13 protein-coding genes are annotated in these 14,713 nt (G+C 62.9%); 4 read left to right on the top strand and 9 right to left on the bottom strand.

Annotated features, from left to right (window positions below; all coding sequences use genetic code 11):
- Window positions 1-2: 2 nt before the first annotated feature.
- The 9 genes from HNP33_RS03985 to HNP33_RS04025 all read right to left on the bottom strand — a co-directional run bounded on the left by HNP33_RS03985 (window position 3) and on the right by HNP33_RS04025 (window position 9,430).
- Complete coding sequence (locus HNP33_RS03985; RefSeq protein WP_184705511.1) at window positions 3-935, bottom strand: ABC transporter substrate-binding protein; 933 nt, start codon at window positions 933-935, stop codon at window positions 3-5.
- A gap of 14 nt (window positions 936-949) precedes the next feature.
- The gene (locus HNP33_RS03990) at window positions 950-1,876 is read right to left on the bottom strand and encodes an ABC transporter substrate-binding protein (protein ID WP_184705513.1); all 927 of its coding nucleotides are present in this window, start codon (window positions 1,874-1,876) and stop codon (window positions 950-952) included.
- A 44-nt stretch (window positions 1,877-1,920) separates the two neighbouring features.
- Window positions 1,921-3,726, bottom strand: coding sequence for an amino acid ABC transporter permease/ATP-binding protein (locus HNP33_RS03995; protein ID WP_184705526.1), 1,806 nt, complete (start codon window positions 3,724-3,726; stop codon window positions 1,921-1,923).
- Between the two features lie 24 nt (window positions 3,727-3,750).
- Window positions 3,751-4,308, bottom strand: coding sequence for a GNAT family N-acetyltransferase (locus HNP33_RS04000; RefSeq protein WP_184705528.1), 558 nt, complete (start codon window positions 4,306-4,308; stop codon window positions 3,751-3,753).
- A gap of 14 nt (window positions 4,309-4,322) precedes the next feature.
- Window positions 4,323-5,534 carry a M20 aminoacylase family protein gene (locus HNP33_RS04005; RefSeq protein WP_184705530.1) on the bottom strand — a complete coding sequence of 404 codons (1,212 nt, stop codon included), beginning with the start codon at window positions 5,532-5,534 and terminating at the stop codon, window positions 4,323-4,325.
- Window positions 5,534-6,877, bottom strand: a complete 1,344-nt coding sequence (locus HNP33_RS04010; RefSeq protein WP_184705531.1) for an LLM class flavin-dependent oxidoreductase — start codon at window positions 6,875-6,877, stop codon at window positions 5,534-5,536. Before HNP33_RS04010 ends, HNP33_RS04005 begins: the two co-directional genes overlap by 1 nt.
- A gap of 20 nt (window positions 6,878-6,897) precedes the next feature.
- Window positions 6,898-7,911: an LLM class flavin-dependent oxidoreductase gene (locus tag HNP33_RS04015; RefSeq protein WP_184705533.1), complete on the bottom strand. Its 1,014-nt coding sequence runs from the start codon at window positions 7,909-7,911 to the stop codon at window positions 6,898-6,900.
- Window positions 7,912-8,161: 250 nt separating this feature from the next.
- Window positions 8,162-8,731, bottom strand: coding sequence for an NADPH-dependent FMN reductase (gene ssuE / locus HNP33_RS04020; protein ID WP_184705535.1), 570 nt, complete (start codon window positions 8,729-8,731; stop codon window positions 8,162-8,164).
- Between the two features lie 171 nt (window positions 8,732-8,902).
- Window positions 8,903-9,430: a MarR family transcriptional regulator gene (locus HNP33_RS04025; protein WP_184705537.1), complete on the bottom strand. Its 528-nt coding sequence runs from the start codon at window positions 9,428-9,430 to the stop codon at window positions 8,903-8,905.
- Between the two features lie 114 nt (window positions 9,431-9,544).
- On the opposite strand from HNP33_RS04025, the gene HNP33_RS04030 reads away from it, so the two are divergent.
- The 4 genes from HNP33_RS04030 to HNP33_RS04045 are packed head-to-tail and all read left to right on the top strand — an operon-like array spanning window position 9,545 to window position 14,706.
- On the top strand, window positions 9,545-11,899 hold the full coding sequence (locus HNP33_RS04030; protein WP_184705539.1) for a bifunctional salicylyl-CoA 5-hydroxylase/oxidoreductase: 2,355 nt from the start codon (window positions 9,545-9,547) through the stop codon (window positions 11,897-11,899).
- Window position 11,900: 1 nt separating this feature from the next.
- Window positions 11,901-12,671, top strand: coding sequence for an SDR family NAD(P)-dependent oxidoreductase (locus HNP33_RS04035; RefSeq protein WP_184705541.1), 771 nt, complete (start codon window positions 11,901-11,903; stop codon window positions 12,669-12,671).
- 12 nt (window positions 12,672-12,683) lie between these two features.
- Window positions 12,684-13,538, top strand: coding sequence for an enoyl-CoA hydratase family protein (locus HNP33_RS04040; protein WP_184705543.1), 855 nt, complete (start codon window positions 12,684-12,686; stop codon window positions 13,536-13,538).
- Between the two features lies 1 nt (window position 13,539).
- Window positions 13,540-14,706: an acyl-CoA dehydrogenase family protein gene (locus HNP33_RS04045; RefSeq protein WP_184705545.1), complete on the top strand. Its 1,167-nt coding sequence runs from the start codon at window positions 13,540-13,542 to the stop codon at window positions 14,704-14,706.
- Window positions 14,707-14,713: the final 7 nt, after the last annotated feature.

Genomic DNA, 14,713 nt, shown 5'->3' on the forward strand with positions numbered 1-14,713 from the left:
GGTCAGAACTTGGGCAATCCCGGTGGATTGGTTTCCGAGCGGGGCAGGGCCTCTTCAGCGAGCTTCCAGCGGTCCAGCACCTGCGCGTACTGGCCGCTTTTGATCAGGCCGTTGGCGGCCTGCGTCAAAGCATCAGCCAGGCCACTGCCTTTGCGGGTGGTGATGGCCACATCCGACTTGTTGGGCCAGCCTGCGTTGACGGTGCCCACGAGGCGTATCTGCCCATCCCTGGCCGCCTGGTAGGCCTGCGGCGCGTTGGGGTTGAAGTTCACATCTGCCCGGCCGGATACCAGGGCGAGCGTGCGGGCGGTTTCATCGTCGTAGTACTGCAGCTCGGCCGGTTTCAGGCCTGCGGCAATGTTCAGGCGGTTCCATTCCAGTGCAATGCGTTCCTGGTTGGTGCCCGATGCCGATATCACGCGCAGGCCTGCAATGTCCTTGGGCTCCTTGATCGAGGTGATCTTGCTGCCAGCTTTGACATAGAAGCCGTGCAGGCCCAGGCGGTAGGTCGAAAAATCGAACTTCTCCTTGCGTTGCTCGGTCACGCCGACGTTGGAGATCACCGCATCGTATTTGCCCGAAGTCAACCCAAGCGGCCAGTCTGCCCAGGCAATCGGCTGCAGATCCAGCTTCAGCCCCAGCGCATCGGCGATGAGCAGGATGAAGTCGGGGTCAAAGCCCACGATGGTTTTTGCATCGGTGGCATAGGTGCCGGTAGGCGGCGCGGCCGGATGGATGGCCACGGTCAGCACGCCGGGTTTCACGAATTTGAAGTCCTTGGAGAGGGCTGCAATTGCGGCCTCGTCCTTGGGCGCGCGCAGGCGCCCCTTTTGCTCGGGGCTCAGGTCCACCGTGGTCTGGGCATGCAAGGCGCTGCAGACTGACAGAACGGCGAACAAGGCGAGGCGGTGGTGGAGATTCTTGAGGGTGGGCATGGTGGGTGCGGGCTTCATTTCCGAGGCAGGCCGGGCGGGTTGGTGCGTGATGTGGTGATGGCTTCGGACTGCAGGCTCCAGCGCTCCAGCGCCTTGGCGTAGTTGCCGTTGCCGATCTGCGCATTGAGTGCGGTGGTGATGGCATCAGCAATGCCCGAGCCTTTGCGCGAGGTGACTGCGATTTCTGCCGACTGCGGCCAGCCGCCCGAGAACAGGCCAACGAGTCGTGTCTTTCCATCGCGGGCGTTGTAGGCCGCAATGCCATTGGGCGCGAAATAGGTATCTGCGCGGCCCGAGGCCAGTGCCAGATACAGCACCACGTCATCGTCGTAGTACTGCACTTCCACCGGTTTGAGGCCGGCCTTGATGTTCTGCTCATTCCAGCGCAGCAGCACCTGCTCCTGGTTGGTGCTGGCGCCGACGATCACCTTGAGACCGGCGACGTCCTTGGGCTCCTTGATGGCCTGGACCTTGCTGTTCTTGGCCACGTAAAAGCCCAGGGTGTCGTTGCGGTAGGTCGAGAAATCGAATTTCTCCTTGCGCTCTTCGGTCACCGTGACGTTGGAGATCACCACATCGAACTTGCCCGATTGCAGACCCAGCGGCCAGTCGGCCCAGGCCACCGATACCAGCTCCAGCCTGCGGCCCAGGCTGTCGGCCACCAGTTGCGCAATATCCGGGGCATTGCCCACCGGGGTTTTGTTGTCGGTGGCATAGGCACCAAACGGCAGGCGGCCCGTGGTGGTGCCAACCACCAGAGCGCCCTCCTTGGCAAACTTGAATTGCGGGTTGAGTTGGCGGATGGCTTCTTCTACCTTGCCAGACCGGGGGCGGCCAGCCTGCTCGGGGCTCAGGTCAGGAGCGGCGGGCTGCGCCCAGGCAGGCAGTGCAAGCAGGGACAGCGCAGCGACTGTGGTGTGGATCAGATGACGACGTTGCATGTTCTCGATTCTTCGATGTCAGTGAAAGGGAATGGTCTGGCGATCTACAGCACTTTGGCGAGGAACTCGCGCAGGCGGGGGTGGTCGGGGTGCTGCAGCACTTTGTGGGGAGAGCCGCTTTCGATGATGCGGCCCTGGTCCATGAAGACCACGGTGTCCGCCACCTCACGGGCAAAGCCGATTTCATGGGTAACGATGAGCAAGGTGGTGCCAGTGCGGGCCAGTTCCTTGATCACATCGAGTACCTCGTTGACCAGCTCGGGATCGAGGGCCGAGGTGGGCTCGTCAAACAACAGCACCTTGGGCTTGAGCGCCAATGCCCGGGCGATGGCCACACGCTGCTGCTGGCCGCCGGACAGCTGGCGGGGGAAAGCGTCTGCCTTGTGAGCAAGGCCGACACGGGCCAGCAGTTCGCGGGCCAGTGCCTCGGCTTCGGCACGGGGCAGGCCACGCACCGAGACAGGTGCTTCCGCCACGTTGTCCAGCACGCTCAGGTGCGGGAAGAGGTTGAAGTTCTGGAACACCATGCCCACATCGGCGCGGCGGGCGAGAATGTCTTTTTCCTTGAGTTCGTACAGGGTGTCACCTTCCTGGCGGTAGCCCACCAGGTCTCCATCAATGGCGATGAATCCGCTGTCCACCCGCTCCAGGTGGTTGATGGAGCGCAGCAAGGTGGACTTGCCGGAGCCCGACTGGCCCAGGATGACCGTTACGCTGCCCGAAGGAACGTGCAGCGACACATTGTTGAGCACGCGAACGCCGTTGTAGCTTTTGGAGACGGCTTGCACCTCGACATGTCCGCCAACGGTGTTGGAGTGGGTCCATGCAGCGGTGCGCGCCGGGGGCTCTTCGGTGGCTGCCGGGGCTGCGTGTGCCGAAGGCGCTGCTGCCGGGCGCAACCAGGCCCAGGCGCGCCCCAGCAGGGTGGGCGGCAGCTGGCGTAGCGCGCCGCGCGCATAGTGGCGCTCCACCTGCGCCTGGATGACGGAGAGCACCGAGAGAATGATCAGGTACCAGACGGTCGCCACCATCAGCAGCGGAATCACCTCCAGGTTGCGGCGGTAGATGATCTGGATGGTGTAGAACAGCTCGGGCAGGGCCAGGATGTAGGCATTGGATGTGCCCTTGGCCAGACCGATGATGTCGTTGAACGCAGAAGGCAGGATGGAGCGCATGGCCTGTGGCAGCACAATGCGGAAGGCCTGGCGGCGGCGCGGTAGGCCCAGCGCGGCAGCGGCCTCATGCTGGCCCTGGTCCACCGACAGAATGCCGCCACGGATGATCTCGGAGGAATAGGCTGCCTGGTTCAGCGTCAGCCCGATCACCGCTGCCAGAAACGGGGTGACCAGCTGCGTGGTGCTCCACTCGGCCCAGGTGATGCCGGTAAAAGGCACACCCAGCCATACGGTCTCGTACAGGTAGCCCAGGTTGTTCAGAATGAGCAGCAGCACGATGAGCGGGATGGAGCGGAAGATCCACACAAACGTCCAGGCCAGCGCGCGCAGCAAGGGCGAGCGCGAGACGCGGGCCAATGCCAGGCCGGTGCCCAGCGTGAAGCCCAGCGCAGCCCCCAGCGCTGTCAGGATGAGTGTGCGGCCCAGCCCCACCAGCACGGGTTCGGCAAAAAACCATTCTGCAAAGACCGGCCAGCCCCAGCGTGGGTTGCCGAGTACGGAGTTGAGGACGGCGCCAATCAGAATCAGCGAAATGATGGTGCCAATGGTGCGTGCAGGGTAGCGCGCCGGAACAATGCGCAGCGATGCATAGTCGCGGCGACGGAATGCAGGCGCTGCAGCTGTGGGCGCCTCATCAATGGCGGCGTTGGGTGGTGCCAGGGTGGTGGTGTTCATGGTGTAGCTCGGTTCTCAGAGGGCTCAGGCACGGGCGAGCTGGGACGCTTGCAGTGCGTTGGTGGAGGGCCTGTGTGCATGGCTGCTGGGCACGGATGTCAGGTGTTTTTCAAAAGGCAGTTTTCGCAACGCCTGCAGATCGGCACGCGGGTCGAACAGGCGCTGGTAGCCATGGCCCAGGTACAGCCCCACGGCTTCGGGTTGGCGAAAACCCGTGGTGAGAAAAACCCGTTGGTAGCCCTGGCGCAGGGCCTGCGCTTCCAGCTCAGCCAGGACTGAACTTGCCAATCCCTGGCGACGCAGGCGGCTGTCCGTCCAGATGCGTTTGAACTCTGCGGTGTTCGCATCCAATCGCTTGAACGCGCCACCCGCGACCGCGTGGCCGCTGCGCAGCAGCAGCAGAAAGTTGCCGCCCTGGGCCGGTGTGAATACCTCGGCGGGGTAGCGCTGGATTTCTGGCACGCCAGATTCCTGCAGATAGAAATCGCCATAGCGGCTTTCATACTCCCGCCCCAATTCCTCGATCAAAGGCTGGGCGCGCGGGTCTTGCAAGCTGGTGTAGACAAAGATGTCAGAGCGCATGAAAACTCCTCGAATCATGGGGCAAGAAAGCGCTCTACCAGGTGCACCCAGTAGGCAGCGGCCGGTGCCAGAATGGCGTCGTTGAAGTCATACCGCGGGTTGTGCAGTGAGGCGCTATCGCCATTGCCCAGAAACAGGAAGCTGCCGGGCCGCGCCTGCAGCAGGTAGGCAAAGTCCTCGCTGGCCGTGCGTGGGCGAAAGTGCGAATCCACAAAATCCTCACCCAGCGCATCCACGGCTACATCGCGCGCAAACTGCGTCTCCTGCGGGTGGTTGATGACAGGCGGAAAACCATTCTTGAAATCCACATGGGCTTGCGCCCCCAGACTTTCCGCCTGGGCTTGCGCCAATGCCCGCAGGCGGTTTTTCAGCGTACTGCGCACCTCGGGCTTGAACGAGCGCGCCGTGAGCTGCAGCTCCACCTGATCGGGGATGACATTGGCCGCATGGCCACCGTGGATGGAGCCCACCGTGACCACGCCCATCTCCAGCGGATCGACGTTGCGGGAGACCACGCTTTGCAAGGCGGTGATCACGTGCGCGCTCGCCAGCACGGGATCGACGGCCTGGTGCGGCTCGGCACCGTGGCCACCTTGGCCGGTGATGGTGACCTTGGCGTAGTCGATGGAGGCCATGGCCGGGCCTTCCACGCAGCCCAGGTGCCCGGCGCCGACGCCGGGCCAGTTGTGCAGGCCATAGATGGCGTCGCAGGGAAAGCGTTCGAACAAGCCTTCGCTGATCATCTTTTTGGCGCCTGCGCCTAGCTCTTCCGCAGGCTGAAAAATCAGGTGCAGCGTGCCATCGAACGCGCCTTGCTCGGCCAGAAAGCGGGCCGCTGCCAACAGAATGGCGGTGTGGCCGTCGTGGCCGCAGGCATGCATCACACCTGCGTTCTGGCTTGCATAGGGCAGGCCGGTGGCCTCCTGGATCGGCAGCGCATCCATGTCGGCGCGCAGGCCCAGGGTTTTGTTGCCCTGGCCCTTTTTCAGACGGCCAACCACCCCCGTGCCGGCAATGCCGGGGAATACCTCGTAGCCCCATTCGGTCAGAACCTTGGCCACCAGGGCGGAGGTTCGATGCTCCTGAAACGATAGCTCGGGGTGCTGGTGGATATCGCGGCGCAGGGCGATGAAGCTCTGCGCATGGCGGGCAATGCCGTTTTCCACCCGCAGGCGGTGTGCGCTGCGTGGCTGGGCGACGGGTTCGGTGATGGTGGCGCTGTTCATCAGGCGACCCGTCGGGATTCGAGCGTGTCTTCCGCCGCTTCGTACCGGCTGGCCTTGCGCGGCAGGCCGAGATGGTCGCGCAAGGTCTGGCCGGTCAGCGTGCGTTCATAGCGGCCACTGGCTTCGAGCACAGGCAGCACGTGCGTGACGAAGTCATCCAGGCCTTCGGTACTGACGGGGAACTGGAGGATGAAGCCGTCTGCGGCGCCTGCGTCCACCCAATGGGTGATTTGCTCGGCAATCTGCTTGCCGGAGCCCACGAAGTTGGATTTGGGCGTAGCCGCCTGTAGGGCCACCTGGCGCAGGGTCAGCCCCTGCGCCTTGGCATCGGCCTTGATGCGGTCGGTGGTGGAGCGGAAGCTGTTGCGGCCGATGTCGCCCAGCTCGGGGAAGGGCGCATCCAGCGGGTATTGGGTGAAATCGTGGTGATCAAAGTAGCGGCCCAGGTAGGCCAGCGCTTCGTCAATACCCAGCAGGTTGCGCACGCGTTCGTATTTGGCGTTGGCCTCTTCATCGGTGGCGGCGGTCACCACGTTGATGCCTGGGAATATCTTCACATCGCTGGCCAGTCGGCCATGGCTGATGGCACTGGCCTTGACTTTGCGCGAGAACTCGCGGGTTTCCTCCAGCGATGGCGAATGCGTGAAGACGGCGTCGGCATATTTGCCAGCAAGATCGATACCCGCATCCGATGAGCCTGCCTGGAAGATCACGGGCTGGCCCTGGGGCGAGCGCTGGATGTTGAGGGGCCCTGCCACCTGGAAGAAGCGGCCTTCGTGATCGAGCGTGTGCAGCTTGCTGCGGTCAAAGAACTGGCCGCTATCACGGTTGCGGACAAAGGCACCGTCGTCCCAGCTGTCCCACAAGCCTTGGGTGACTTGCAGGTACTCGTCGGCGATCTGGTAGCGCAGCGCATGCTCGGGGTGCTTGCGGCTGTAGTTCAGCGCCGAGCCTTCGAGCGGTGTGGTGACCACATTCCAGCCTGCGCGGCCCCCGCTGATCAGATCGAGCGAGGCGAACTGCCGTGCGATGGTGAAGGGGTCGCTGTAGGAGGTGGATACCGTGCCTGCGAGGCCGATCTTGCTGGTGACTGTGGCCAGCGCCGAGAGGACGGAAATGGGCTCGAAACGGTTGAGGAAGTGCGGAATGGATTTTTCGTTGATGTAGAGGCCATCGGCGACAAACGCAAAGGCAATGCCATGGGCTTCGGCCTTTTGGGTGAGTGAGATGTAGTGCTGCAGGTTGACGCTGGCGTCCGCCGGTACGCTGGGGTGGCGCCAGGCATTCATGTGGGCGCCTGCGCCGTGCAGCATCAGGCCAAAACGGATGGGGGATTTGCTCATGGTGGACTTTCGGTAAAACGTCAGGCGGCCGCCAGCTCGGCAACGGCGGGTTGCGCCTTGGCTATCAGCTCTATCGATGCCAGGCGTTCTTCAAAAAATGGAACCGGCGTGTCGATGACGAATTCATCGATGCCGTGTTGCTGGTGCAAGGCCGTCAGCGCTTCGTGCACGTCATCAGCGGTGCCCGCAATGACATGGGGGCGGGTCTCTTCCAGCCGGTAGTCGCTGATTCCGGCTTGCTGTGCAAACTCTGCGGCAGCTTCACGGCTTTGCAGGTTGAAGCTTTGGCCGGTGGGCAAATGCAGCTTGAAGATGCGCACGTTTGCAACCAGCTCTTCAGCCTTGGCGCGGTCATAGGCAGCAAAGGCATAGACGGCCATCGAGGGCGCGCGGCCGCTGCTCGTGCGGTAGGCGGCCGTGGTGCGGGTGAGCAGGGCCGGGTCGTCGTTGAAGTGCCCTGCGTAGGAAAAGCCCCAGCCCAGGCGCGATGCGAGGTGGGCGCTGTCGGGAGAGGCTCCGAGCAGCACGCATTGGGGCAAGGTGCCAGGCGCAGGCAGCGCGCGCGATGCCGCCAACGGGTGCCCGGCGGGCAAGTCGTCACGCAGAAAGCCGTCCAGATCGCTGAGCAGGCTGTCGAAGCCCTGCGGCTGCGACCGGTCGTGGCGCGCTTGCAGGGCGCGTGTGGACTGCGGCAGACCGCCAGGCGCCTTGCCAATGCCCAGGTCCACCCGGTCAGGCGCCAGGGCCGATAGCAACCTGAAAACTTCGGCCACTTTGTAGGGGCTGTAGTGCTGCAGCATGACGCCGCCCGAGCCGATGCGGATGCGCCTGGTATGCGCCAGCAGCCAGGCGACCAGGATTTCGGGGGCGGAGCCCGCCACCTGGGGGTTGCCATGGTGCTCTGCCACCCAGAACCGGTGGTAGCCCAGCGCTTCGGCGCGCTGCGCCATGGCCAGGGTGGATCGAAGCGCCAAGGCGGCGGTGGCGCCCGGCGGAATAGGGCTTTTGTCGAGCAGCGAGAGGCGGTATGTCATGAAAAAGTAGCGCTAGGCTGGTAGCGGTGAATATGTCAAAAATAATATCTTTCAATATTCATTGCTGCTGCTACTTATTCGCAGATGGTCATGCGTAAATTGATTTATATGTTTGAATTGAGTAGTTTTTGGTATTTGGTTATTCGTTAAGGTTTTATGCGGATCTTGATTAATTTTTGATAATGCTAGCCCATAGAAAAAAGCCTTGAGCATGGGGCTCAAGGCTTTTTGAAGAGGTGCTGGTGGGGCTTTATGCCGCTGCGGGTGTCTGATCCTTGGCGGCGCTGTAGATGTAGGGCCGTGCCTGGGTCAGCAGAGCAAGAGACTCATCAAGGCGGGCGTGGATGTCGTGTGCAATCTGGTAGCCGCCCAAGGTCTGGGCGGTGATCTGTGCATCGGTGGCATACACGCTGGGCAGCACCAACCGCGGGCCCATGGACTGCAGAACCGGGCGCAGCGCATAGTCGAGTGCGAGCATGTGGTGGGGGCTGCCGCCCGTTGCCAGCGGTAGAACGGCTTTGTCTCGCAACCCGTATTGCGGCAGCAGATCCAGAAATGCCTTGAGCAGGCCGCTGTAGGCCGCTTTGTAGATGGGCGTGGCAATGACCAGGGCATCGGCTGCATCTACCGCTGCAATGGCCTGGGCCAGGAGGGCGTTGTTCCAGTCGGCGTGCAGCAGGCTTTGCGGGGGCAGGTCGCGGATGGACAGTGATGAGGTGTGGATGCCTGCGATGCTTTTGAGCTTTTCACCAAAGCTTGCCAATAATGCGGTAGAGCGGGAGGGCAGCGTCGGACTGCTGCTGATCAGGAGGATATTCATGCTGATATTGCCATGGGCACCCATTGGATGGCGAATTCCCATGTTGAAAATCAATATGAATTATTTTGAGAGGCCTGCCAGGTAAATGCAACGAAGCTTATTGCATATCTAATGGCGAAAAATGCGTATGCCGTGAAATATCCCGAAAATGAGCGATTGCCAGGGCACCCATCAGTTGGAAGAGGCGAGGCCATCTGTCTGTGCCAGGGTCTGGCGCAGTTTGCCGAGCTGGTCATACAGGTCGCGCGCTGCTTGCGTACCCAGTGGGGCCAGCAGCTGGTCGAGCCACTGCTCATGGGCTTGCGCCATGGTGCTGAAGTGTTTCTTACCGTCGCGCGTCATGCGCACGATCATGGCGCGCCGGTCATCGCCATCCGCCACTCTTTCCACCCAGCCTTCGGCCACGAGCTGGTCGGTCAGGCCGGTGATGTTGCCGCCGGTCACCATCAGGTATTCCGACAAGGTGCTCATGCGCAGGCCCTTGGGAAAGCGGCTGAGCTGCGCCAGGTAGTCAAAGCGCGGCAAGGTGGTGCCGAACTGCGTGCGCAGGTTGCTGCGGATCACTTGCTCTATCTGGGTGCTGCAGGTGAGCAGGCGCAGCCACAGGCGTACGGCCTGGTGGTCGTCGTGTGACAAACCGGCTTCGCGCCCGGGCGCATCGGTAGCAGCAATCGAATGCATATCTGGAATGGCGGCCATAGGGATATCGTGCCTCAACGCGGGCACAGGAGACTCAGGGTTACTTCGTATTCTATTCAAATATTCATTCATAAATAATTTAGACATAAAGCAATTTGAAGGAGCTCGGTCGCGATGAAAATTGTCTGCATCGGTGGCGGTCCCGCAGGTTTGTACTTTGCACTGCTGATGAAGCAGATGGACGCTTCGCACGACGTGACCGTCGTGGAACGCAACAAGCCCTATGACACCTTTGGCTGGGGTGTGGTGTTTTCCGACGCAACCATGGACAACATGCGCGAATGGGATCCGGCCACGGCTGCGCAGATCGAGGAGGCCTTCAACCACTGGGACGACATCGAGCTGCTGTTCAAGGGCCGCAGGATTCGCTCTGGCGGCCACGGCTTTGTCGGTATTGGCCGCAAGCACCTGCTCAACATCCTGCAGGCGCGCTGCGAGCAACTGGGTGTGAAGCTGGTATTCGAGACCGATGTGCAGTCCGATGAAGACTATCCCGATGCCGACCTCATCATCGCCAGCGACGGCGTGAACTCGCGCATCCGCACCCGATATGCCGACACTTTCAGGCCAGACATCGTCACCCGCCCCAATCGTTTCATCTGGCTGGGCACGAACAAGGTCTACGAGGCCTTCACCTTCGATTTCGTGCGTACGGAGCATGGCTGGTTCCAGGCGCACATCTACAAGTTCGACGACAAGACTTCAACCTTCATCGTCGAGACCACCGAAGACACCTGGAAGGCCAGTGGTCTCGATACGGCTGACCAGCAGCAATCCATCGACTTCTGTGAAAAGCTCTTTGCGGACAACCTGCAGGGCGAGAAGCTGATGACCAATGCGCGCCATCTGCGTGGCTCGGCGTGGATCAACTTCCAGCGCGTGGTGTGCGACCAGTGGTGGCTCCAGAATACCAAGGGCAGCCATGTGGTGCTGATGGGCGATGCCGTGCACACGGCGCACTTTGCCATTGGCTCGGGCACCAAGCTGGCGATTGAAGACGCGATCGAGCTGGCGCGCCAGTTCAAGGCCCTGGGTGCTGCGCCATCGCGTATCCCCGAAGTACTCGCTGCCTACCAGGAAGCGCGCCGTGTGGAGACACTGCGCATTCAGAACGCAGCCTGGAATGCGATGGAGTGGTTCGAGGCCTGTGGCCGCCGCTACTGCGACCAGTTCGAGCCCGAGCAGTTCATGTACTCCATGCTCACGCGCAGCCAGCGCATCAGCCACGAGAATCTGCGCCTGCGCGATGCGGCATGGCTGGGTGGCTATGAGCGATGGCTGGCCGAGAAGAATGGTGTGCACATCGATGACGGCAAGGCAGGCAAGGCGCCGCCGCCGATGTTTCTGCCTTATACGCTACGCGGTCTCACGCTCAAGAACCGTATCGTGGTATCGCCCATGGCCCAATACTCGGCGGTGGATGGCGTGCCCGGCGACTACCACCTGGTGCACCTGGGTGCGCGTGCCATGGGTGGCGCAGGGCTGGTGTTTGCCGAGATGGCCTGCGTGAGCCCTGAGGGGCGTATCACTCCCGGTTGCCCCGGTACGTATAGCGAAGCGCAGAAAGTGGCCTGGAAGCGCATTGCTGACTGGATCCATGCCCATACCGATGCCAAGTTCGCCATGCAGATCGGCCACGCGGGCGCCAAGGCATCGACGCGCCTGGCCTGGGATGGCACCGATCTGCCGCTGCCCGAGGGCAACTGGCCCATCTTCTCTGCCTCGCCCCAGCAATACCTGGAAGGCGTGAGCCAGATATCCCGGCAGATGACACGCGCGGACATGGACGAAGTCAAAGCCCAGTTCGTGCATGGCGCGCAGATGGCGGCCGATATCGGCGCCGATTGGCTGGAGCTGCACTGCGCCCACGGCTACCTGCTCTCCAGCTTCATCTCGCCACTGACGAATCACCGCGACGACGAATATGGCGGCAGTCTGGAAAACCGGCTGCGCTATCCGCTCGAAGTGTTCCGCGCAGTGCGCGTCGTCTGGCCCGAAGACCGACCCATGTCCGTGCGCATTTCGGCCCACGATTGGGTGCCGGGCGGTGTCACACCCGAAGAGGCGGTAGAAATTGCCAAGGCCTTCAAGGCCGCAGGTGCGGATCTGATCGACTGCTCGTCCGGCCAGGTCAGCAAGCAGGAAAAGCCGGTGTATGGCCGTATGTTCCAGACGCCATTCGCTGACCGCATTCGCCAGGAGGCAGGCATTGCCACCATGGCCGTGGGGGCGATCAGTGAGGCAGACCACGCCAACTCCATCATCGCAGCGGGCCGCGCTGATCTGTGCGCCGTAGCCCGCCCGCACCTGGCCAACCCGGCCTGGACGCTGACCGAGGCGGCCAAGATCGGCTACACCGCCATCGCCTGGCCCAAGCCGTACTATCAGGGCAAACGCCAGATGGAAACCCTGTTCGAGCGCGAGAAGGCGCAGCAAGCTGGCGCGGTGGCTCCGGCCGGGGGGCACTGAGATGAGCGGTGATCTGAACGATCAACACGCGTTGGTGACCGGCGCGGGCCAGGGCATTGGCGAGGCGATTGCGCGGCAATTGCTGGCGCGTGGAGCCAGGGTTACGGTGCTGGGGCGCAGGGCCGAGCCGCTGCGCAGGCTCGTGGATGAATTCCCCGGGCAATGCCGCATGGAGCTGGCCGATGTCGCCCAGGAATCTGAGGTGAAGACGGCTTTTGCGCAGGCTGTGCATGCGCAAGGCGCTGTCAATATCCTCGTCAACAATGCAGGCCAGGCGCAGAGCGCTCCGTTCATGAAGATGGATACGGCGCTGTGGCAGCGCATGCTGGCCGTCAACCTGACGGGCTCCATGCTGTGCATGCAGCAGGTGCTGCCCGCGATGGCGGCAGCGGGCTATGGGCGCATCGTCAATGTGGCGAGCACGGCGGGGCTGGCGGGCTACGCCTACGTGGCGGCGTACTGTGCGGCCAAGCACGGTGTGGTGGGATTGACCCGCTCGCTGGCGCTGGAGTTTGCCACCAAGGGCGTGACGGTCAATGCGGTCTGCCCCGGCTATACCGAGACCGAAATCGTGCGAGAGAGCATTGCGCGCGTGGTGGAAAAGACCGGTCGTTCGCCCGAGCAGGCAATGGCTGAATTCGTCAAAAGCAACCCCCAGGGCAGGCTGGTGCAGCCGCAGGAGGTGGCCGACGCCGTGCTGTGGCTGTGCGGCCCGGGCGCTGGCGCCGTCACCGGCCAGGCCATTGCGGTGGCAGGCGGCGAAGTGATGTGAATGGAGACCAAGATGAGTGAATACACAATCGATCCTGCCCTGGTGGCGGGTAATCACCAGCAGCTGGCGGGCTACCAGGCACAGCACTTTCTGTGGCAGGTGGAAGGCGGCGTCGCCACGATCACGCTCAACCGCGCCGAGCGCAAGAACCCGCTGACTTTCGAGTCCTACGCCGAGCTGCGCGATCTGTTCCACAACCTCAAGTGGGCGCAGGATGTCAAGGCGGTGGTGCTGGTGGGGGCGGGCGGCAATTTCTGCTCGGGCGGTGATGTGCACGAGATCATCGGCCCGCTGGTGCAGCTCAAGGCGCCTGAGCTTTTGATGTTCACCCGCATGACGGGCGAGCTGGTCAAGACCATGCGCGCCTGCCCGCAGCCCATCGTTGCTGCCGTCGATGGTGTCTGCGCCGGTGCAGGCGCCATCATGGCGATGGCTTCTGACATGCGGCTGGGCACGGCGCGCAGCAAGACGGCCTTTCTCTTCAACCGCGTGGGTCTGGCGGGCTGCGACATGGGCGCCTGCGCCATCTTGCCGCGCCTCATCGGCCAGGGCCGGGCGAGCGAGCTGCTCTATACAGGCCGCAGTCTGGGCGGCGAAGAGGGCGAGCGCTGGGGTTTCTTCAACCGCCTGTGCGAACCCGATGCCTTGCTGGAGCAGGCGCACAGGCTGGCCAGCGATCTGGCTGCCGGCCCGACCTTTGCCAATGGCATCACCAAGACCATGCTGCACCAGGAATGGGCGATGACGGTGGAGCAGGCCATCGAAGCTGAAGCCCAGGCCCAGGCCCTTTGCATGCTGACCGAAGATTTCTCGCGTGCCTACCATGCGTTCGTCGCCAAGCAAAAGCCGCAATTCCAAGGAAACTGACATGGCAGACAGTAGCTATCTGAAGTGGCCTTTCTTTGAGGCCCGCCACGCGCTACTGGCGCAGGAGCTCGATGCCTGGGCGGCCCGGCATGCAGCGCATGTGCACAGCAGCGACACCGACGGTGATTGCCGCCAGTTGGTCAAGGCTCTGGGCGCTGGCGGCTGGTTGCGCCATGCGGTGGCAGGGGCTGCGCATGGTGGCGCAGGCCCGCAGATCGACACGCGCGCCATCTGCCTGATCCGCGAAACACTGGCGCGTCACAATGGCCTGGCCGACTTTGCTTTTGCCATGCAGGGCCTGGGCTCCGGCGCCATCAGCTTGGCAGGCACGCCAGATCAGAAGCAGCGTTATCTGGGCAAGGTGGCGACGGGCGAGGCGATTGCTGCCTTCGCGCTGTCCGAGCCCGAGGCTGGATCGGATGTGGCGGCCATGGCCTGCGAGGCACGGCTCGATGGCGACCACTATGTGATCAATGGCGAGAAGACCTGGATATCCAACGGTGGCATCGCAGATTTCTACGTGGTTTTTGTGCGCACGGGCGAGGCACCGGGCTCGCGCGGCATCTCGGCGTTGATCGTCGATGCGGGTACGCCGGGTTTCGAGATCGCCGAGCGCATCGATGTGATCGCGCCGCACCCGCTGGCGCGGCTGAAATTCACCGATTGCCGGGTGCCTGTGGCCCAGCGCGTGGGCGCGGGCGGCGAAGGCTTCAAGGTGGCCATGCGCACACTGGACGTGTTTCGCACCTCGGTGGCTGCAGCCGCACTTGGTTTTGCACGCCGCGCGCTGGATGAGGCGCTGCAGCGTGCCACCGCGCGCAAGATGTTCGGCGGCGTGCTTGCTGATTTTCAGCTCACCCAGGCCAAACTCGCGCAGATGGCCACGCAGATCGACAGCGCGGCGCTGCTCACCTACCGCGCGGCCTGGCAACGTGACCAGGGCGAGAACGTGACGCGCGAAGCGGCAATGGCCAAGATGACGGCCACTGAGAACGCGCAGCAGGTCATCGACGCGGCGGTGCAGATCTGGGGCGGGCTGGGCGTGGTCAGCGATCAGCCGGTGGAGCGTCTGTACCGCGAGATTCGTGCGCTGCGCATCTACGAAGGCGCCACCGAGGTGCAGCAGCTCATCATTGCACGCGAGCTGCTCAAGAGCGTACAGGCCTAGGAGACCA

This window comes from Comamonas odontotermitis, from assembly GCF_014207855.1.
GTDB classification, from domain to species: domain Bacteria; phylum Pseudomonadota; class Gammaproteobacteria; order Burkholderiales; family Burkholderiaceae_C; genus Comamonas; species Comamonas odontotermitis_A.

What these genes read in the sequence shown, in the direction of transcription:
- HNP33_RS04010 (WP_184705531.1), bottom strand. Translation starts at nt 6,877, where the DNA reads ATGAGCAAATCCCCCATCCGTTTTGGCCTGATGCTGCACGGCGCAGGC.
- HNP33_RS04015 (WP_184705533.1), bottom strand. Translation starts at nt 7,911, where the DNA reads ATGACATACCGCCTCTCGCTGCTCGACAAAAGCCCTATTCCGCCGGGC.
- HNP33_RS03995 (WP_184705526.1), bottom strand. Translation starts at nt 3,726, where the DNA reads ATGAACACCACCACCCTGGCACCACCCAACGCCGCCATTGATGAGGCG.
- HNP33_RS04000 (WP_184705528.1), bottom strand. Translation starts at nt 4,308, where the DNA reads ATGCGCTCTGACATCTTTGTCTACACCAGCTTGCAAGACCCGCGCGCC.
- HNP33_RS04030 (WP_184705539.1), top strand. Translation starts at nt 9,545, where the DNA reads ATGAAAATTGTCTGCATCGGTGGCGGTCCCGCAGGTTTGTACTTTGCA.
- HNP33_RS04035 (WP_184705541.1), top strand. Translation starts at nt 11,901, where the DNA reads ATGAGCGGTGATCTGAACGATCAACACGCGTTGGTGACCGGCGCGGGC.
- HNP33_RS04025 (WP_184705537.1), bottom strand. Translation starts at nt 9,430, where the DNA reads ATGGCCGCCATTCCAGATATGCATTCGATTGCTGCTACCGATGCGCCC.
- HNP33_RS04040 (WP_184705543.1), top strand. Translation starts at nt 12,684, where the DNA reads ATGAGTGAATACACAATCGATCCTGCCCTGGTGGCGGGTAATCACCAG.
- HNP33_RS04005 (WP_184705530.1), bottom strand. Translation starts at nt 5,534, where the DNA reads ATGAACAGCGCCACCATCACCGAACCCGTCGCCCAGCCACGCAGCGCA.
- HNP33_RS03990 (WP_184705513.1), bottom strand. Translation starts at nt 1,876, where the DNA reads ATGCAACGTCGTCATCTGATCCACACCACAGTCGCTGCGCTGTCCCTG.
- HNP33_RS03985 (WP_184705511.1), bottom strand. Translation starts at nt 935, where the DNA reads ATGCCCACCCTCAAGAATCTCCACCACCGCCTCGCCTTGTTCGCCGTT.
- HNP33_RS04045 (WP_184705545.1), top strand. Translation starts at nt 13,540, where the DNA reads ATGGCAGACAGTAGCTATCTGAAGTGGCCTTTCTTTGAGGCCCGCCAC.
- ssuE (WP_184705535.1), bottom strand. Translation starts at nt 8,731, where the DNA reads ATGAATATCCTCCTGATCAGCAGCAGTCCGACGCTGCCCTCCCGCTCT.